This window comes from Methylorubrum aminovorans (assembly GCF_022179725.1).
Taxonomy (GTDB): domain Bacteria; phylum Pseudomonadota; class Alphaproteobacteria; order Rhizobiales; family Beijerinckiaceae; genus Methylobacterium; species Methylobacterium aminovorans.
The window spans coordinates 181262-200609 of the sequence record NZ_BPRC01000001.1 but is presented as its reverse complement, the minus strand read 5'-3'; the positions used below and the strand labels follow the sequence as shown (position 1 = coordinate 200609).

The following is a 19348-nucleotide window of genomic DNA, read 5'->3' as shown; positions in this document are numbered from 1 at the left end:
TGCCGCTCTCTCCAAAACCCGGACGCCGGCGTCCTCGGCGGACGCGCAGCAGACAGCCTTGCCCGGCACACGGTGAGGCGGCCGGGGGTGCGAAAGCCATCATTGAAATCTGGAACGGCACCCGAAAAGGCGCCGCCCGGTCATGCACGCCGCGCCAGCCCCTTGGCGAGGCCGGCGCGGGCCCTCGGATCAGGCGTTGCCCGACGTCTCGAAGTCCGTCGGCGAGGACGGAGCGGTTTCCGCGGCCTGAGCGGCATCGACCGGACCACCGATCCGCTCGGCGATCGGCGTCAGGTTCCGAAGCGAAGCGAGGTGCAGATAGACGAGCTCCATCTCGTCCGCCTGCATCAGCTCGGCGAGCTGCTCGGGCGCGAGGGCCTTGAGGCGCTCACGGTTGACCACACTGAAGCCCGACAGGGTCGAGCGCTGGCCGCTGCGCAGCGTGAACTGTGCCTGCATCGGCTCCAGAAGACCGAACTCCTGCAGCCGCTTCACGAACAGCTTGGTGCGCTGGAACTGCACCTGATAGGCCTGGAGGAAGCCCAGGACGTTCTGAAGGTACTGCGTACGCTCGCCGTCGGCATCGAACAGGCGCTCGCCCCGGCCCTCGTCGTTGCAGCCAGAGAACTCTTCATCGACGCAGAGCGTGAAGGTCGCGTCGGCCTCGTTGGCGTTGTCGCTGGAGAACACGAACGGGTAGCGGCGCAGGAAGGCCGGAACGTAGGTCCCAGTCCAGGTGCCGGAGTCGGAGACGTAGAGATTCTCGCTGTCGCGAATTCCGAGCAGGGCAACCGGGATAATCTCGTCTTCCGCGCCGCCGAAGACGATGGTGTACTCGGCCGCGGCGTTCGTAAACTCGGCCACCATCAGCGGCACGGAGTTGACGCTGCGCGCGAACTCGAACGATGCCCCCGCCTTGACTGACCACGCCCCATGACGCTGGCGCGTCACCGGCACGGCACGCTCGTAGATGAGAAGCTGCTTACTCATTCCGACCCCACATTGCGGCGCTTGTGCGATTTCCGCATCTTCGCCTTCTGATGCATATCAGTACCGCCCCTCGTTTGAGAGGGATGGTTCCATTTTTTCGATTGATCCAGCGTCTCAGAACCAGACCTCGCCGGATAGGAACGGCGGCCCAGTTCGCGTTGATCAATCCTGCCGCTCCTGTTTCGGGGCCGCGGCCGTTGCAAGCAATCGCGGAAACGGTCGTCGCAAAAATTGTCATGTGGCTTCGTCCAGGCCCGACCCGAGGTCGAAGCCGAGATCCGCGCGCCGGGACACAGAAGTTTCGGCACAGCGATGTCCGACTTCAGCCATGGCCGAGTAGAAGATCGCGACGACCGTCACGTCGAACCCGCCATATCCATAAGATAGTTCTAAAGCAAACAACCCCGCATCGTCGCTCCAAAAGCCCTGGAATCGACGAAAACCTTCAGCAGGTATCGAGAACCGGCCCATGCCGAACGACTAAAATTGCTATAACCGCGATCTGGCGGAAACGTTTGACAATCGTGAACCTTTCACGACTGGCAAGCCGTCGGAGCTGAACGCTCAGGTGATCGCCCGAGCAACTTTTGCGGTGGAACTTCGCACTTGAAAAGCCACCCGCCGGATTTAGCTGTGCCGAAGCATCGGACGAAGCTTGCTAGGCCGGGCCGCCCCTCATGGTAGAACGAGAAATACCCTGATCATCCTGAAGCAGATCATTCCTATACTATCAACAACTCCTTCAAAGAAGCTCCTTATGCACTAACGCCACCACGGATCTCGTTCCTATTTCATCGGTGCAGGCACCCACGGCCGGAGGTGAAAAAGCCTCCCGATCGTGTTCTTGGAAGTCGTTTGTCTCGTGGCCTCTCTCCAGCGACTGGATTACCTCACCACCGGGCTGTCGCACGAGACCGCGGCAGAGATCTGGCGAGGCGTGGTCGGCCCCCTGTTCGAGCCGCGGGCCTTCCATCCCGACCAGCAAAGCCCGACCGGTTCGGCCAGCGGTGCCGTGATTGGCGACATCATGGTGGCACGGGTCGTGTTCGGGGCGCAGAGCTACCGCCGCGACCCGGATCTCATCGCCCGTACGCCGGATCACATCCTCTTCCATCTCTACAATGTCGGCGGTTTCAACGGCCTCATCAGCGGGCAGCAGACCACGGTCTGGTCGTCGCAGGTCGCGATCATCGACCTTGCCCAGGAGGTCGACACGCTCGCGGCCTCATCGGACACGATCGCGCTGATCGTTCCGCGTGCCTTGCTGCCGGGCCTTGCCGACAGCCCGCTGCCGCCGCGGCTCGATCCCGCGCGCAACCGGCTTCTCGCCGCGCACCTGATGGCCCTACGCGAACGCAGCACGCTCCTCGAAGAACCGGATGTCGCGGAGGTCGTGACGCAAACGCTGGATTTCCTACGGGTACTGCTCGATCCCGCGCGCGCCGAAGAGATCACGGAATCACCGACGCTCGCCGCCAGTCATCTCGCACTTGCCGAGCAGACGATCCGCACCCATCTCGCCTCGCCGGAGCTGTCACCGGAGATGATCGCCAACGAGATCGGCGTGTCGCGCGCAACCCTCTACCGGATGTTCGCACCCTACGGCGGCATCATGCGCTCGGTTCAGGAGCGGCGGCTGCTGGCGGTCCGAGCCGCCCTCAGCGATCCGCTGGAAACGCGCCGCCTCTCCCGGCTCGCGGCCGATTTCGGGTTCCGCGGCAAGGTCCATTTCAGCCGCAGCTTCCGCGCCCAGTTCGGCATCACCGCGAGCGAGTTCCGGGCCGAGCAGGTCGCCCTCGCCCAGAAGGACACGCGGACCGACCTCGAAGTCCTTCACGACTGGTGGCCCCGGCTCGGGAACCGCTGACGCGTCGCACCGACAGGAGGCGGCCAGCCTGAAAACACAAGGCGGCGCGCCGGAGCGGCGGCATCGCCGCCTCAGGCCGGAGCCCGGCTCCAGGCCCGACGCCGGGATGCGCGCAACGGCTGCAAACTGTCGGCTTCGAGGCCGAACTTTTCGATGTAGGCCGTGTTGAGGCCCAGGCATTCGCGGGAGGAGCAGACCTCCCGGTGGACGCACTGATAGAAGCCGTTGCGCCCGAACTCCCGCCAGAAATCCGGATCGATGTGCAACTCGGGTTGGCCGTTGACGAGCGCGTCGCCGAGATCACCGAGCAGGCATTCCGGAAAGTTCTTCACCTCGACGGCGCGTCCGAGCGCGCGGGCCCTTAGCACCGCCTCGCGGAGGTAGGGCAGGACGTCGGCATGGCGGGCGACGAGGCCCTTCTCGTCGCGTTCGGACATCGGGAAGTAGACCCAGAACTCCATCTGAGTCAGGCGCTTGAGGTGGGCGAGCCGATCGACCAGAACAGGCAGCAGGCGGTAGCTGCGCTCGGTCACCACGGTGTTGGTAAGGGTCTCAACGCCCTCCATAGCATCGAGGGTTTCCAGGCCGCGCAAGGCGCGTTCGAACGAGCCCGGCACGAGGGTGAGGGCATCGTGGCTGGCGGCATCGCTGCCGGCGATCGAGACGAAGAACTCGTCGATTCCGGCCTCGACCAGCCGGTGGCAGAAGCTCGGCTGGCCGAGATGCATGCCGTGGGTCTGGATACGGACATGGTCGAAGCCGCTCGCCCGCGCCCGCCGCGCGAGGTCGGGCAGGTCGCGCCGCAGTGTGATCTCGGAACCGGTCAGAATCAGGCCGGTCCAGCGCCGCTCGCGGGCGTTGCGGGCGAGAATTTCCTCGAAATGCGCGTCTGATTCCGGCGCGAGCCGGTCCATCGTCCCCTCGATCATGCAGTGAATGCATTTGAGATTGCAGCGGAACTCCATCGTCAGGGAGACGTAAGCCGCGTGGTCGTAGCGTCCCATGGCGTCCCACCGATTCAGAGAAGTCCGTAATACGCGCTCTTCGTCACCGTCAGTCTGCCGTCGATGATCGCGTAGTCGATTCCGACATCGAATAGCAGGTGCGACAGGCGCCGCCGCTCGCCACGGACGAAGTCGCGGATCGCGGGCGGATAGGCGAGGCGGTCGAGGAAGGCGATCAGCCCGTCGATTCCGACGCGCGAGAAATAGACGCCGTCGCATAGGCGCTTGTTGGCCACGACTACGACGCCGCAGCGCATCAGTTCGGGCCACAGAATCGCGTCGAGATCGAGGCCGGGCAGATCGAGATGGGCCGAGCAGGCGGCCTTGGCCCGGATCGCTTCGCGCTCGCGGGCGGCGTCGAAGAAGCTGTAGAGGTTGTCGAAGACGAGTCCCTCCGCGGTGAGCCCGTAGCTGAGGCCGGACGAGACGCTGCTTCCAGGATTGCCGACATAGATGTTCAGACGGTCGAGGCCGCGCTCAGCCCGAGCGAGACCATCGTCGAGGTCGAGCGAAAACATGAAGTAGGGCCGCGCTCCGGCGTAGCGCAGGCCGCAGGGTGCGAAGGGTGCCAGGATCGCCAGCACGCGCTCGATCGAGACGGTACGGTCCAACCGGGCATAGTCGTAGAAATAGAACTCCCAGGTCGTGACACCATCCCGAAGCTTCGCGCCCCAGACACTGCGACCGGGACCGAGGCCGTCGCGCAGCGCGTCGCAAATCGCGAAGAGTCGGGGATCCGCTCCCGCGCAGGCGAGCGAGTGCCAGAGCAGGCTGGCCTGGCGAAGGCGTCCCGCCGTCGGCCCGACCGGCTCGTAGTCCCACAGGCAGTAATCGGCGTAGCGGTCGCCCGGCGCGGAGAGCTCCAGCCGGGCGGGGTCGAGGCCGCTCACGCGCCCGCCTTGCCGGAATAGACGGTCAGGAAGGGCTGTCCGTCGCGGCCGACGCCGCCGGCGACGTGCCCCAGACTTTCCCGAAGCCGTTCAGCCAGCACCGCCGCCGCGGCCTGGGGCGGAATGCCGAGATCCACGAAGGCTTGGCCGAGCAGCGGCTCCGCATCGGCCACGCTCAGGCCGCAGGCATAGAGGTTGAGGTCGTAGGACAGGCGTTGTCCCGGCTCCTCGCGGGCTTCGAGATAGTGGACAAAGCCGCGCCCCCTCTCCCGCGCCAGCCGCAGGATCGCGCGGGCGGTGTCGAGCACGGGGGTGCCGGCCGCGCCCCAGGCGTCGGCGATCCGGCTCAGCCGCGCCTCGATGTCCTCGGGACTGCGCACCTGTGGCCAGTGGTAGAGGGTGACGATGGGGGGATGACCGCCCTCGGGCCTCCACTTGTAGGCGCGGTGGACCAGCATCGTCTCCGCCCCGGTCTCGTCCGCGCCGCTCCAGGTCGCATCCGTGCGCGACGACCACTCGACGTAGAGCTTGTAGAGCGCACCCGATGGGCCGTCCTCGTATCCGAGATGAAGGATGTCCGCATCAGCGATCAAGTCGGCGGCCTCGGCGCGCTCCCGCTCCGGCAATCCGAGCCTCGCGGCGAGGTGGTCAAGGGTCTTGCCCGGCGCCAGGCCGAGGCTGGTGCGGTGCAGGCTGACCAGGAAGCGCTCGGTCTGCAATCCCGCTGGGGTCGCCTTCACCGAGCGCTCGTAGCCGAAGGGCTGGCCGAGGCCGGCGACCAGATCGGCGAGGCGTGCGCCCGCGGGCGTCCCGCGCAGGCTCGCCGGGCCAGCGGGCGCCTCCGCCGCCGCAACGCGGATCGCGGCTGCCGCGGCGGGTGCTGGACCGTGCAGCGCCTCGATCAGGCGGGCATGCGGCGCCATGGCCTGTGCGACCCGGCCCGATTGCGCACGGATGCTCGCCAGCAGCCGCGCGACCTCGCGGCCATCGGCGACATCGACCGGGGCGAAGGGCCGGCGCGGCAGGAACTCGGCCCCGGAGAACAGCAGGTAGTGGTCTCCCTCGGCAAACAGCGCCTCCTCGCTCAGGGCGACGTGACCAGCCAATTCGTAGAGGTCGAGCCGGTCGGCGAGCCGGTCGGGGATCGTTACGGCGCGGGCATTCGCCCAGAACCGGTCCGGCCGCCGACCGAGGACGTAATGCGCGGCAACCGCCTCGGCGGCATCGTCGTGGAAGCGGTTCAGCCGCGCGTTGTAAGCGCGGCGGAGCACGTCGCCCCCCTCCCCCTGCCGCGGCAGGTAGGCGAGGAACGCCTCCAAACCGGCCAGGACGAGATCGAGATCGAAGCCGACGAGCGGCTCGACGGCTCCGGCCGCGGCGCCGATGGCGACGACGTTGCGCTGCCACGGCGCGGCGCGGCGACCGTATCGCAGCTCCGCATGCGCGAGATCCCCCTCGCCGTCGACGGCGCGGTGCAGGATCTCCGCCGCGGCCTCCGGCGGCGTGGTCCGGCTGTCGTAGACGAAGTGGTGCTCCGTGCGGTCAGCCAGCGGCAGCGACGCCGTCCATCCCTCCGCCCGCCCGCGATACGCGGTGAAGGGCGGCGCCTCGGGCAAGCGCGGCCGGGACAGGCGGACTAGGCGGTCGCCGGGACCGCTGCCGGCATTCCAGGCTTCGCCGAGGGCGGTTCCGATCAGCTGCGAGGCCGCGCCGGTACAGTCGAGGAAGATGTCGCCCTCGACCGTCTGCCCTGCGTCGAGGACGAGGGCGGCGACATCGCCGTAGAGGTCCCGCTCGATCCCACGGACGCGGCCGCTCACCGCGCGCACGCCCTCGGCAAGGGCCAGCTCGCGCAGGAAGCGGACGAGGGCGGCCCGGTCGAGGTGATAGCCGTACTCGCCGGACTCGGTGAGCGAGGATCGCTCCGCCTCCGGGCGGGGGCCGCGTCCAGCGGCTGCCATCAGCGCCTGAGGCGCGTAGTCCGAATAGCTTCCGGCTTCGTCCTCGGCGCCCGCGCCGCGGAGTTTCATCCAGTAATGAAACAGGTCGCGGCCGGCGATCCTTGGGCCGCAGGCACCGAACGGATGCCAGTGCCCCTCTCCTTCGGCGAACCAGTCGTCGTAGCGGCTGGCGAGCCGATAGGTCGCCGCGCAGCGGCGCATGAAGATCGCCTCGTCGATGTTGAATCCATTGAGGAAGCGGGTGAAGGACGGCCGCGTCGCCAGGGCGACAGGCGTGCCCGCTGCCGGGGCCGCCCCGACGAGGGTCACGCTCCAGCCGGCCCGGCGCAGGACGCGCTTGAGATAGAAAGCGGCCATCCAGCCGGCGGGGCCGCCGCCGGCGACGACCAGCCGCGGTGGCGCGGAGCGTTCGGACCTGAACATCGGGTTGTCGGCTCCGCAGGCGTCGCCCCTCACGCCGTCGGCGCGGCTGTGAGGGTGGCGTGGAAGATGGAATCGAGGGTGGATTCGATGGCCGCGAGGTGCTCGGCGAGCGTGCCGGCCCCGAGGATCTGGTCGGCCGACGGCCTCACCCGGTCGCGCTGCAGCGCGTAGGTCGGGTGAAGCAGGGTGTCGTAGCGGCCGAGATAGGCATCGAGCGCTGCGAGAAATCCGGGCGCCGCGGACGGGTCGCGCCGTGCCTCTTCGGTGAAGCTGCGCAGCTTGCGCGCCAGTGCGCGATCCAGTGGCAGGTCGAGCCAGACCAGATGGTCGATCTGCGTCCCCGTACCGGGATGGGCTCGGCCGAGAAGGGTGTCGAGAACGATGACCGGCCGCGCCCCGCGCCGTGCCAGACGCAACGTGCCGCCGCGCTCCCGGTCCGGAACCGGCTCGCCGCGCCGCAGTCGCGCCAGATCCTCGGCGAGCCCCGGCACGGGCACCGCGTCAAAGGGCGCACCGTCCGCGAGCCACGCCGCCCCCCGTTCCGGCGGCCAGCCGGTGATGGTCTCGTAGGCGTCGTAGGACAGAACCGGCGCGCCACCGAGACGCTCCGCCAGGGCGCGGGACAAGGTGGTCTTTCCGCTGCCCGGCGGTCCGGTCACCGCGACGACAAAGGGCGCGATCACGAGGCACCGCCGGGTTTGCGCGCCTCGATCAAGTGGAACGGCGTCTCCAGCGCGAGGCTGCGGACGCGGCACTCGACGAAGCCGAGGTCCGCCAGCGCCTCGGCATAGAAGTCGGCCTCGCGGAAGAAGGGCTGGAACACGAGGTCAGCCGATTGGACATATCCAGGCGCGCGCTCGTGCAGGCGCATCGGCGCCCGCTCATAGATCACGAGGCGACCGCCCGGCGTCAGGGCATGACCGGCGCGCCGGAGCAGGGCGTGGGCTTCCTCCGCCGGCCAATCGTGCAGCACAGACTTGAAGGTGACGAGGTCATGCCCCTCGGGCAGGGGATCGCGCCGCATGTCGCCGGCCAGGAAGGTAACACGGGCCCCCTCCCGCCGGCCCGCGAGGTTCTCGCGGCCGAGCGCGCAGACGACGGGCAGGTCGAACACCGTCGCGGTCAGGGCCGGGGCGCGGCGGCAGGCCCGGGCGGCGAATTCGCCGCTATTGCCGCCGAGATCGAGCAGGCGCCGGTGGCGGCTAGGCTCGATTCGGTCGAGGCAGGGCCCGGCCTCGTAGCGGGTCAGGCAGGTGGTGTAGGCGACCCAGCGCCGGGTGGCGTCGAGGTTCTCGGGCGTGACCTCGAAGCAGCGGTCGTAGCGGAACAACTCGAAGGTGCGCGAGGCCGCCATGAAGGCCGGCAGATCCGAAACGAAGGCGGGGAAGTGCCGGCGCAGATCCTCGGACGCGGCGGCGGCGAAGGCGAGCTTCGCCTCGATCAGGTCGCGGCAGGGCAGCACGGCGCGGAACGCCAGGCTCAGGGCGATCCGGCCCGGTGCCGGCTCGGCCGCGACGCCGGCACCGACGAGGAGGCCGAAAAGGCAAGCAGAGCGCGGCGGATCGAGGCGGAACGCGTCGGCGAGTTCCGCCGCCGCCATGTCCGAGCGGCGGGCGAGACGGTCGATCAGACCGGAGGCTAGGGCGAAGGTGAGAGCCTGTGCGGCGACCTCGCTCTCGAGGAAGCGGTCCACGAACGGAAAATCCGGACCCGGCACCTCCGACGCCTGCCGCCCTCCGATCGGCATCAGCATGAAGCCGGGTACGCGCAGCCGAGAGACGCCCGATTACAGCTCGGCCGCGAAGGAAGCCTTGAATTGAGACGCTGGATCAACGCATTTTGCTTCGTGGCCATTGCCGCCGCCACATTCCATTCGTGATCGAATCGCACAAACCGTGCAATAGCTCCTATCGCCCTGTGTGCCATAAATGCAAGGCGACTTGGTTTCGCTGAGCTCATAAGGCAAGCCGCCGTTCAATGGCGGCTTTATTCGTGCAATGTCTTGACGAGGACTTAGACTCCGCGATCCGCTCAGGCCCCGGCATGGTAGCGATGCGGAACAGTCCAGAGTGACGACGCGCGGTGGAGCGCGCAGAAGAGGGGACAGTCGTGAGCGAGAGCAGCAAGCCCGGTGCGGCCGATCAGGTGCGTGCGATCGAGTGGCGTGAGGACAGCATGTCGACGCAGTTCGCCAATGTCGTGAACGTGCAGGGCACCCGCGAGCAGGTGGACCTGTTCTTCGGCACAAACCGGACTTGGAATCTCGCCGCGACCGAGAACGTGGTGGTTGATCTCTCGAACCGCGTGATCCTCACGCCGCTCGCGGCCAAGCGCCTCCACTCCGTCCTCGGCGGCGTCCTGGCCGAGTACGAGAACCGGCACGGGCGCCTCGACCTCGACGCCTGATCGCCCTGCCCCGCCGCCGCATCCGACAGCGCGGCGGCGGGGCCCTTCCCACGCAACACCCTGAACGCCGTCAGTCAAGGAATCCGGGGGCCATGAGCGAGCGTTTGGCGGTGGAGGGCTTCTCCGCGTCGGGCCTGTCCGCAGCGGGCTCAGCCGCGCGCCTGTCCCTGCTGGAGCCGGCCCTGTGGCAGGTGCTCCGAACCGCCCAGACGCTTCAGGCGGCGGCGGAGGCGTGGCTCACGCTTCAGGCGCCGATGCTCGGCGCGCCACGGGCTTGCGTCCTGCTTCCGGGCACCTCCGTCGGGCTCGCCCCGCTCGCCGTATTCCCGGCGCAATCTGAGTGCGAGGCCGGCCTGCGCGAGACCGCCGAGGCCGCCCTGCGCGAGAACCGCCCGGTCGTGCAGGCGATGGCAGAGACCGGCCCCCTCCCCGGTGCACCACCGCAGGTCTCCGGCGCTTGGATCGCGCTGCCGCTGGCCCTCGACGATGCCTGCTTCGCCGTCGCCGGCTTCGCCCTCGACAGCCTCGATAAGGACGAGCTGCGCGCCGCCATTCGACAGGTGCAGTGGGGCAGCGCGTGGCTCGTCGCCAAGCAGGCCGAGTTGATCGGGCGGGGCGAGCGCCGGACACTCGCGCGCTCGCGCTCCGTCCTCGATCTCCTCGCTGGGGTGCTGGAGCAGTCGCGCTTCTCCGCCGCCTGCACCGCCGCGGTGACGGATCTGGCCATCGCCTTCTCCTGCCAGCGGGCAGCGATCGGCTTCGTGCGGCGCGGAAGCGCCCGGATCACCGCGATCTCGCACTCGGCGCAGTTCGGCCGCGAGATGAATCTCGTGCGCCGCCTCGGCGCCTGCATGAACGAGGCGATCGACCAGCGCAGCCTGATCCTGTTCCCGCCGCCGGAGAACGAGGCCACCGTTACGACGGCGCATGCCGACCTCGCCCGCCTGCAATATGGCGGTCGGGTGCTGACCGTGCCGATGCTGGTTGACGACCGCTTCGTCGGCGCGATCACCCTCGAGCGCCCCGCCGACCAGCCGTTCAGCCTGGAGACGGTCGAGCAGGTGAGCGCCTGCGCCGCCGCCATCGGGCCGGTGCTGGAGGACAAACGGCAGAACGACCGCTGGCTCGTGCTGAAGGCCAGCGACGCGGTCATGAACGGCGCGCGACTGGTCTTCGGCCCGAACAAGACCGGACTCAAACTCGGCCTTGCCGCCACGCTCGCCTTGGTTCTGGCGCTGTCGGTGATCCAGACCGACTACCGCGTGACGGCGGATGCCCGCGTCGAGGGCCTCGTGCGCCGCTCGGTGGTCGCCTCCTACGACGGCTACCTGAAGACCGCCGGGCACCGCGCCGGCGACACGGTGCGCAAGGGCGACCTCCTTGCCGCCCTGGAGGATCGGGACCTCGCCCTGGAGCGCCTGCGCTGGGTCACTGAGCGCCAGCAACGCACCTACGAATACGACAAGGCGCTGGCCACGCGCCAACCGGCCACGATCAACGTGGTGAAGAGCCAGATCGATCAGGCCGACGCGCAGATTCGCCTGCTCGACGAGCAGATCGCGCGCTCGAAGTTCACCGCGCCCTTCGATGGCTTGATTGTCTCCGGCGACCTCTCGCAATCCATCGGCGGCGCCGTCAGCCGCGGACAGGTGCTGTTCGAGATCGCCCCGCTCGACAGCTACCGCGTCGTCCTCAGCGTAGACGAGCGCCTGATCGCCGACCTGCGCGAGGGCCAGACCGGGCACGTGCTCGCGACATCCCTGCCCGACCAGCCGCAAATGCTGACGATCCAGACCATCACCCCGGTGGCCGAGGCCAGGAACGGCCGCAACCTGTTCCGCGTCGAGGGCCGGATCGCCGACGGCGCCACCCGGCTGCGGCCGGGCATGGAGGGTATCGCCAAGGTCGATGTCGACCGGCGGCTGCTCGCCTGGATCTGGGCCCGGCCGATCGTCGATTGGCTGCGCCTCGCCGTCTGGCACTGGTGGCCGTGAGGGGATCGAGGCGTGTCCCAGTCCCTGTTCAGCCAGTCCTGGTATCGGGTCGCGAACTTGCGCCCGCGGCTGCGCCGCCACGCCGAGATCCACCGGCAGAGTTTCCGCAGCGAGGTCTGGTACGTCCTGCAGGATCATCAGACCGGGCGCTTCCACCGCCTCTCGCCCGCCGCCAACCTGATCCTCTGCATGATGGACGGGCGCCGCACCCTGCAGGAGGTGTGGGAGGCCGCCGCTCGCCGCAACGAGGATGACCCGCCGACTCAGGACGACACGATCCGCCTGATCTCGCAGCTCCACGGCTCGGACCTGCTCCAGGGCGATCTGCCGCCGGATCTCGCCGAACTCGCCGAGCGCTCGGAGTCGACCGCGCGCCGCACCCTGATCGCCAGGGTCAAGAACCCGCTCGCCCTGCGCTTCCCGCTGTTCGACCCCGATCCGCTGCTCGACCGGCTGGCGCCGTTCTTCCGGCCGCTCTTCTCGGTCTGGGGTCTCGCGGTCTGGCTCGCGGTCGTGATCGCCGGCCTCGTCGTCGCCGCCCTGCACGCGGGCGAGCTGACAGGCGACGTCGCGGGCCAGATGCTCTCGGCGCAGAACGTCGCGCTGATGATGTGCCTCTACCCCATCATCAAGGCCCTGCACGAGGCCGGGCACGCCTGCGCCGCCAAGGCCTGGGGCGGCGAGGTTCACGAGGTCGGCGTCATGCTGCTCGTGCTGTTCCCGGCGCCCTACGTCGATGCCTCGACCTCGGCCGCCTTCCCGAGCAAGTGGCAGCGGATGATGGTGGCGGCCGCCGGCATCTTCGTCGAGCTGTTCCTGGCGGGGCTCGCCGCCCTCGTCTGGGCCACGGCCGAGCCGGGCCTCGTGCGGGCGGCCGCGTTCAACGTGATGGTGATCGGCAGCGTTTCGACGCTGCTGTTCAACGGCAACCCGCTGCTGCGCTTCGACGGCTACTACATCTTCGCCGACCTGATCGAAATTCCCAATCTCGGCTCCCGCGCCAACCGGTACGTCTTCTACCTGGTCGAGCGCTACCTCCTGAAGATCGAGGACGCGAAGAGCCCGGTCACCGCCGCAGGCGAGCGGCCCTGGCTCCTCGTCTACGCGGTCGCCGCCTTCATCTACCGGACCATCGTCTCGATCGGCATCGCGGCCTTCATCGCCACCCAGTACTTCGTGTTCGGCGTGCTGCTGGCCGGGCTCGCGCTGTTCGGCACCATCGTCGCGCCCCTGATGAAAGGGCTGAAATTCGTCCTGACGGATCCGAAGCTGAAGCGGCGCCGGGGCCGGGCGATCACCCTTACGAGCGCCGCCATCGGTACGGCCTTCGCGCTGCTGTTCGTCGTCCCCCTGCCCTACACGACCATGGCGCAGGGCGTCGTCTGGGCCCCCGACGACACCCAGATCCGGACCCAGACCGACGGCATCCTCACCACACTGCTGGTGGAGCCCGGCCGCGACGCCCAGGCCGGCGAGCCCCTGGCGACGCTGGAGGATCCGAGCCTCGACAGCCGCGTCGCGGTGCTGGAGGCGCAGCTCGTCGAACTGCGCCTGCGCTACGACGCCGCCCGGCTCGGCGACCGGGTGCAGGCGCAGATCCTCCAGGAGCAGATTGCCAGCACGCAGGAGATCCTGCGGGTCTACCGCGAGCGGCAGGCCGGCCTGACCGTGCGGGCGGCCCAGGCCGGGCGTCTGATCGTGCCCGGCGCCGTCGATCTGCCGGGGCGCTACCTGCGCCGGGGCGAGCGCATCGGCTACGTGCTCACCGCCGACGACCCGGTGGTGCGGGTGGTGGTGCCGCAGACCGACGTGGACCTGATCCGCAGCCGGACGCAGGGCGTCGCCGCGCGGCTCGCCGAGCGGCCCGAGGAGGTGCGCGACGGCGCGATCCTGCGTGAGGTGCCGGGGGCGCAGCAGGAGATTCCGAGCCTTGCCCTCGCCACGCAGGGCGGAGGCACGATCGCGGTCGATGCCAGCAATCCGCAGAAGCCTGTGGCGCTCCAGAGCATCTTCGTCTTCGACGTCCAGCTCGCCGGAGGCATTCCCTTCAACGTGCTCGGGGAGAGGGTCTATGTTCGGTTCGATCACGGGGCGGAGCCGATCGCGTGGCGCGTGTTGCGCAGCCTGCGGCAGGTCTTCCTGAGCCAGTTCCGTGTCTGACCCCCTCGCCCTCCCTGCGGGCCGGCTCCCCGCCGGTCCGGCCTTCCACCTGCCGTCGGCCCGGGCCTATTCCGAGTACAAGCCGCTCAAGGCGACACGCCTCGATCAGGCTGCGGCGAAGGTCGTCGGGCTGGCTCGGGTGGGGCTCGCCGGCTGGGCGAGCCGCCGCTACGCGCGAATTGCCCGCAACGCACTGGCACTGGCCGAGGCGGTGGCGGAGTTGTCCGAGGAGGCGCTTCAGTTCCGGATTCGGGCAATCGCGTCGGCCCTGCGCGCCCGGAAGAACTTTCGCGACGCCGACATCACCGAAGCCTTCGCCCTGATCCGCGAGATGTCGGGCCGGGTGAAGGGGCAGCGCCATTACGGCGTGCAGATGATGGGCGCCGCCGCCCTTCTCGACGGGCGCATCGCCCAGATGGCCACCGGTGAGGGCAAGACCCTGACGGCGACGCTCGCCGCGGGCGCGGCGGCCCTGGCCGGCCTGCCCGTCCACGTCGTCACGGTCAACGACTACCTCGCCGAGCGCGATGCGGAGGAGATGCGGCCCCTCTACGCCGCGCTTGGCCTCACCGTCGGCGTCATCAAGGAGAAGCAGGAGCAGCCGGAGCGGGCGTTAGCCTACGGCTGCAACATCACCTACTGCACCAACAAGGACCTCGCCTTCGACTACCTGCGCGACCGCATCGCGCTCGGCCAGCGCGCCAGCGACGTACGGCTCAAGCTCGAAAACATGCATGCGAGCGCGAGCCGGCTCGCACAACTGCGCCTGCGCGGCCTGCACTTCGCCATCGTCGATGAGGCCGACAGCGTGCTGATTGACGAGGCGCGCACGCCGCTCATCATCTCGGCCCCGGCGGGCTCGCAATTCGGCACCGAAGTTCTCGCCCGTGCCATGGAGATCGCCGGACAACTGTCGAGCCCGCAGGATTACGGGATCGAGGCGGCGGAGCACCGGATCGTCCTCACCGAGCCCGGACGCGAACGGATCACCGCGCTCGCCATGAGCGAGACTCCCGGCCAGGACCCTGCCTGGCGCGGGCGCGTCACCCGCGAAGGGCTGGTGCGGCAGGCGCTCTCGGCCCTGCACTTGTTCCACCGGGACGAGCACTACATTTTGCGCGACGGCAAGGTGGTGATCGTCGACGCCAATACCGGCCGGGTGATGCCGGACCGGAGTTGGAGCGACGGCCTGCACCAGATGGTCGAGCACAAGGAGGGCTGCGCGCTCTCCGGCGCCCGCGCGACGCTGGCGCGCATGACCTACCAGCGCTTCTTCCGCCGCTATCCGCGCCTTGCCGGCATGACCGGTACCACCCGCGGCGTCGCCGCCGAGTTCTGGACGGTCTACCGGCTGCCGGTGGCGCGCATCCCGACACACCGGCCGGTGCAAAGGCGCCACCTCCCCGACGAGGTGCTTCCCGACGAGGGGGCGAAGTGGCGACGCGTCACCGACCGCATCGCCGAGCTGCACGCGCGTGGCTGCCCGGTTCTGGTGGGTACCCGCTCGGTGGCGGCCTCCGCGCGCGCCAGCGCCTATATCACAGAGGCCGGACTGCCGCACACGGTGCTCTCCGCGGCCCAGGACGGCCAGGAGGCGGCCATCGTGGCGCAAGCCGGGCAGCGGGGCCGCATCACCGTGGCGACGAACATGGCCGGGCGTGGCACCGATATCAAGCTCGGCCCCGGCATCGCCGAACTCGGCGGCCTGCACGTCATCATGGTCGAGCGCCAGGACGCGCGGCGCATCGACGATCAGCTCGCCGGCCGCAGCGGGCGCCAGGGCGAACCGGGCTGCTTTCAGGCGATCCTCTCCCTCGACGATACGCTGATGGAAAGCAGCCTCGTCGGACGCGGACTCGCCCGCCGCATCATGGCTTTGCTCGGTCCGGCGCGTGGCCGCGGCTTAGGCGCCCGCCTGCTGCGCCACGCGCAGTTACGCACCGAGCGACTGCACGGACGCATGCGCGCCGACCTGCTGCATTCGGACCAGATGCAGGACCGGATTCTGGCCTTTGCCGGCCACGCTGAATGAGGATTGTTTCGCGATGACCTTCCAGGCCGGAATGCGGCGAGCGCGGATCGGCGCGGCGCTCGCGGCCCTCTGCCTCTGCGCCCCCGCGGCGCGGGCCGAGACAACCCGCGTCGATTGCGTCGTGGAGCCGGCGCAGAGGCTGAAGATCGGCTCGGCCACGCTCGGCATCCTGAAGAGCGTGCCGGTCAATCGCGGCGCCACGGTGAAGGCCGGCGACATCATCGCCCGGCTCGATTCGAGCGTGGAGGAGGCCAACGTCGCCCTGTCGCGCGCGCAGTCGGAATCGACGGCGAGCATCGAGGCGCAGCAGACTCGCATCGAACTCTACAAGCGCCGCCTCGACCGCCAGAACCAGCTCTCAAAGGGCATCGTCACCCAGGAGAAGCTCGATCAGGTCGAGGCCGATTACGAGATCGGCCGGCGCGACCTTCAGACCGAAATTTTGAAGCACAAGCTTGCCGGGATCGAACTGCAGCGGGCCGAGGCGCAGCTCGAATTGCGGATGATCCGCAGCCCGATCCGCGGCATTGTCACCGAGCGGCTGATGTCGGCCGGCGAGTTCGTGCGCCAGGACAGCGCGATCTTCACCCTGGTCCAGCTCGATCCGCTCTACGTCGAGGCCTACCTGCCGGTCTCGCGCTGGAAGGAGATCGCGCTCGGGATGCCGGCGACCGTCGAGCTCGACCAGCCGATCGGCGGTACCTATGTGGCCAAGGTCAGCGTGGTCGACCAGGTGTTCGACGCGGCGAGCGGCACCTTCGGGGTACGCCTCGAATTGCCGAACCCCGACTTCGAGCTACCTGGCGGCCAGCGCTGCAAGGTCGCCTTCCCCCTGGCGGCGGCCGGCCCGCTCGCCAACGCGCAGCCGTCCGAGGCCCGATAGGGCGTCGTCTTCTCTGACAAGCCGGTAGCCACCTTTCGCGACGATCCTCCAGCGTGAGCCGGCTTCGAGGCGGGGACCGTCCGCCCGACGCGATGGACCTTTGCCCGCTGGCAACGTATTGCGCTGCACGATGGAGCGGACGGCGACACGGATGCTGACGATGGGGCTCGCGGCACTCGGCGCCGCCGTGCCGCCCGCCAATGCGGGCAGCGCACGGGCGCAAGATGCCGGTGCGTCCGCCGGGAGTGCCGCCGGCAGCACAACCGAGTCGGGCCGGGAGGCGCAGGATGGGACCGGGGCGCGCGCCTTGATCGAGACACTGAGCGCCCGCCTGCTCGCCGCGCCGAGCGCCACCGCCGTGCTCGAAGCCTGGTGCGCCGAGCGTGGGCTGAGCCCCGATCCGCGGATCGTCGCCGTGCGCGTCCCCGGCCCGGACAAGCCCGCCGGAGCAGCCCGGCGCGAGCGGCTCGCCGTCGGGCCGGACGAGCCCGTGCGCTATCGCCGGGTGCGGCTCACCTGCGGCAGCCATGTCCTGTCGGAGGCCGACAACTGGTACGTCCCCTCGCGCCTGACGCCTGACATGAACGCGGCGCTGGACGCAACGCAGGCGCCCTTCGGCCACGTGGTGCGTCCGCTCGGTCCGAGCCGGCGCAACCGGTCGTTGACGATGCTCTGGCGGCCCGAGACCGGCGGTCTGCCGGGGCCCGGCGAGCCGCTGTTCTCCGTCGAGGCGGTGCTGACGGCCGGCGGCGTGCCGTTCTGCGAGGTCACCGAAACCTATACCGGCGCGGTGCTCATCCAGGGCGAGCGCTGATCGGGACAGTCCTCTCCGTCATGGCGAGCGTCGGCGAAGCGATCCAGCCGCGCGACCTTGCCGGAAAGTTCGGCGCGCTGGACTGCTTCGGCTTCGCCTCGCGGTGACGAGAGCGAGGCGTGTCGGTCAGAAATCCTGATCGGGCCGCCGGCCCTCACGGGCGAGGCGCAGTAGGTTCTGGCCGTACTTGGTCTTGGCGAACAACTCGCCCCGCGCCTGCAGCTGCTCGCGGCCGATGAAACCCTGCAGGTAGGCAATCTCTTCAAGGCAGGCGACCTGAAGCCCCTGCCGGTGCTGCAGAACGCGCACGAACTCGCCCGCCTCCAGCAGGCTGTCATGCGTGCCGGTATCGAGCCACGCGTAGCCGCGGCTCATCCGCTCGACATGAAGCTGGCCGCGTTCGAGATAGGCCTGATTGACGGAGGTGATCTCCAGTTCGCCCCGCTCCGACGGCTTCACCTCGGCGGCGATGTCAAGCACTTGGTTGTCGTAGAAGTACAGACCCGTCACCGCCCAGGGGCTTTCCGGGGTCTTGGGCTTCTCCACCAGCCGGATTGGGCGGCCGCTCTCGTCGAGGGTGACGACCCCGTAGGCCTCTGGATGATCGACATGGTAGGCGAACACTGTCGCCCCGCTCTTGCGGGCGCGGGCTTTGGCCAGCAGGTCGCTCATGCCGTTGCCGAAGAACAGGTTGTCGCCCAGCACCAGCGCCACGTCGTCGGTGCCGACGAAGTCGCGGCCGATGAGGAAGGCTTGGGCCAGCCCTTCGGGCCGCGGCTGCACCGCGTAGGAGAAGGTCAGGCCGAACTGTTCACCGGTGCCGAGCAGGCGCTGGTAGTTGCCGAGATGCTCAGGCGAGGAGATGATCAGGATCTCGCGGATGCCGGCGAGCATCAGCACCGAGATCGGGTAGTAGATCATCGGCTTGTCGTAGACTGGCAGCAGCTGCTTGTTGATCGCCAGCGTGGCCGGGTGGAGCCTTGTGCCGGAACCGCCGGCGAGCACGATGCCCTTCATACGAACACGTCCTGGTCAGTTGGAGCGAACCGGCCCGACCAGCCGGTCGAGGATGTCGTCGAGCGCCGTCTCCCAGGGCCGGGACGCGATGCCGTAGGCGTCGGTCAGGCTCCGGGTGGAGAGGCGGGAATTGGCCGGGCGCTTCGCCGGGGTCGGATAGGCGGCTGTCGGAATACCCTCGACCGGCACGCTGCGCCCGCCGCGCCGGGCCGCGCCCGCGACGATGGCGCGGGCGAAGTCGCACCACGTGGTCGCGCCGTCGTTGACGCAGTGGAAGGTGCCGATGGGCGCTGCCTCGTCACCGGCCATCCGCAGGGCGATGGTGGCGAGTGCGCCCGCGAGGTCGGCGGCCGAGGTCGGGCAGCCGTGCTGGTCGTCCACGACGGTGAGCCGGTCTCGCTCGTTTGCCAACCGCAGCATCGTCTTGATGAAGTTGCCCCGGTGCGAACTCACGACCCAGGCGGTGCGGACGATGGCGTGACGCGGATTGCCCGAGCGCACCGCCATCTCGCCGGCCGCCTTGCTGGCGCCGTAGACGCTTTGCGGGTTCACCGGCGCCTCGGGCGCGTAGAGGCCCTCGCCGGAGCCGTCGAACACGTAGTCGGTCGAGACATGGACGAGCGGGATGCCCCGCCGCTTGGTCTCGGCGGCGAGGATGGCCGGCGCCAGCGCGTTCAGGCGCCATGCGGCGGCGACCTCGCTCTCGGCCTTGTCCACCGCGGTGTAGGCAGCCGTGTTGATCACCGCCGCGTAGGCACGCGCGTCGAGGGCAGCCGCAACGGCGGTCTCGTCGGTGATGTCGAGGGTCTGCCGGTCAGGCGCGTGGACCCGCACGCCCTCGGGCCAAGGAAAGGCCTGAAGCTCCGTGCCGACCTGACCGGCGCCGCCGAGGATCAGGATGTCCATA

General features: G+C 69.1%; 16 protein-coding genes. 7 read left to right on the top strand and 9 right to left on the bottom strand.

The features are described from left to right. Window positions 1-189: 189 nt before the first annotated feature. Window positions 190-990 carry a SapC family protein gene (locus MFF24_RS00940; RefSeq protein ID WP_238221708.1) on the bottom strand — a complete coding sequence of 267 codons (801 nt, stop codon included), beginning with the start codon at window positions 988-990 and terminating at the stop codon, window positions 190-192. Between the two features lie 234 nt (window positions 991-1224). Next, window positions 1225-1461 carry a hypothetical protein gene (locus tag MFF24_RS00935; RefSeq protein WP_238221706.1) on the bottom strand — a complete coding sequence of 79 codons (237 nt, stop codon included), beginning with the start codon at window positions 1459-1461 and terminating at the stop codon, window positions 1225-1227. A 466-nt stretch (window positions 1462-1927) separates the two neighbouring features. On the opposite strand from MFF24_RS00935, the gene MFF24_RS00930 reads away from it, so the two are divergent. Then, complete coding sequence (locus MFF24_RS00930; protein ID WP_373322649.1) at window positions 1928-2857, top strand: helix-turn-helix domain-containing protein; 930 nt, start codon at window positions 1928-1930, stop codon at window positions 2855-2857. A 71-nt stretch (window positions 2858-2928) separates the two neighbouring features. On the opposite strand, the gene MFF24_RS00925 is transcribed toward MFF24_RS00930, so the two are convergent. The 5 genes from MFF24_RS00925 to MFF24_RS00905 are packed head-to-tail and all read right to left on the bottom strand — an operon-like array spanning window position 2929 to window position 8828. Further along, window positions 2929-3861, bottom strand: a complete 933-nt coding sequence (locus MFF24_RS00925; protein ID WP_238221702.1) for a radical SAM protein — start codon at window positions 3859-3861, stop codon at window positions 2929-2931. Window positions 3862-3875: 14 nt separating this feature from the next. Beyond that, window positions 3876-4751 carry a hypothetical protein gene (locus MFF24_RS00920; RefSeq protein ID WP_238221701.1) on the bottom strand — a complete coding sequence of 292 codons (876 nt, stop codon included), beginning with the start codon at window positions 4749-4751 and terminating at the stop codon, window positions 3876-3878. Further along, window positions 4748-7135: a tryptophan 7-halogenase gene (locus MFF24_RS00915; RefSeq protein WP_238221699.1), complete on the bottom strand. Its 2388-nt coding sequence runs from the start codon at window positions 7133-7135 to the stop codon at window positions 4748-4750. The genes MFF24_RS00920 and MFF24_RS00915 overlap by 4 nt, the downstream gene beginning before the upstream one ends. Before the next feature lie 29 nt (window positions 7136-7164). Further along, window positions 7165-7818 (bottom strand): AAA family ATPase, encoded by a 654-nt coding sequence (locus MFF24_RS00910; RefSeq protein ID WP_238221697.1) that lies wholly within the window; start codon window positions 7816-7818, stop codon window positions 7165-7167. Next, complete coding sequence (locus tag MFF24_RS00905; RefSeq protein ID WP_238221695.1) at window positions 7815-8828, bottom strand: methyltransferase; 1014 nt, start codon at window positions 8826-8828, stop codon at window positions 7815-7817. The genes MFF24_RS00910 and MFF24_RS00905 overlap by 4 nt, the downstream gene beginning before the upstream one ends. 416 nt (window positions 8829-9244) lie before the next feature. On the opposite strand from MFF24_RS00905, the gene MFF24_RS00900 reads away from it, so the two are divergent. The 6 genes from MFF24_RS00900 (at window position 9245) to MFF24_RS00875 (ending at window position 17424) form a co-directional block, all read left to right on the top strand. Continuing rightward, a complete protein-coding gene (locus MFF24_RS00900) occupies window positions 9245-9541 on the top strand; it encodes a DUF3467 domain-containing protein (protein ID WP_108940296.1) in 297 nt (98 codons plus the stop codon). A gap of 92 nt (window positions 9542-9633) precedes the next feature. Beyond that, entirely contained in the window at window positions 9634-11535 is a 1902-nt protein-coding gene (locus MFF24_RS00895) for an efflux RND transporter periplasmic adaptor subunit (RefSeq protein ID WP_238221693.1), read from the top strand. Between the two features lie 12 nt (window positions 11536-11547). Beyond that, entirely contained in the window at window positions 11548-13695 is a 2148-nt protein-coding gene (locus MFF24_RS00890) for a PqqD family peptide modification chaperone (RefSeq protein ID WP_238221691.1), read from the top strand. Next, window positions 13688-15727: a preprotein translocase subunit SecA gene (locus tag MFF24_RS00885; protein WP_238221689.1), complete on the top strand. Its 2040-nt coding sequence runs from the start codon at window positions 13688-13690 to the stop codon at window positions 15725-15727. Before MFF24_RS00890 ends, MFF24_RS00885 begins: the two co-directional genes overlap by 8 nt. 13 nt (window positions 15728-15740) lie before the next feature. Continuing rightward, window positions 15741-16610 (top strand): efflux RND transporter periplasmic adaptor subunit, encoded by an 870-nt coding sequence (locus tag MFF24_RS00880; RefSeq protein ID WP_238221687.1) that lies wholly within the window; start codon window positions 15741-15743, stop codon window positions 16608-16610. Between the two features lie 151 nt (window positions 16611-16761). Next, window positions 16762-17424, top strand: a complete 663-nt coding sequence (locus tag MFF24_RS00875; RefSeq protein ID WP_238222862.1) for a hypothetical protein — start codon at window positions 16762-16764, stop codon at window positions 17422-17424. Window positions 17425-17550: 126 nt separating this feature from the next. On the opposite strand, the gene rfbA is transcribed toward MFF24_RS00875, so the two are convergent. Together rfbA and rfbD are read right to left on the bottom strand one after the other, a co-directional pair. Further along, window positions 17551-18441, bottom strand: coding sequence for a glucose-1-phosphate thymidylyltransferase RfbA (gene rfbA / locus MFF24_RS00870; protein WP_238221685.1), 891 nt, complete (start codon window positions 18439-18441; stop codon window positions 17551-17553). Between the two features lie 15 nt (window positions 18442-18456). Beyond that, window positions 18457-19347 carry a dTDP-4-dehydrorhamnose reductase gene (gene rfbD / locus MFF24_RS00865; protein WP_238222860.1) on the bottom strand — a complete coding sequence of 297 codons (891 nt, stop codon included), beginning with the start codon at window positions 19345-19347 and terminating at the stop codon, window positions 18457-18459. Between the last annotated feature and the right edge of the window lies 1 nt (window position 19348).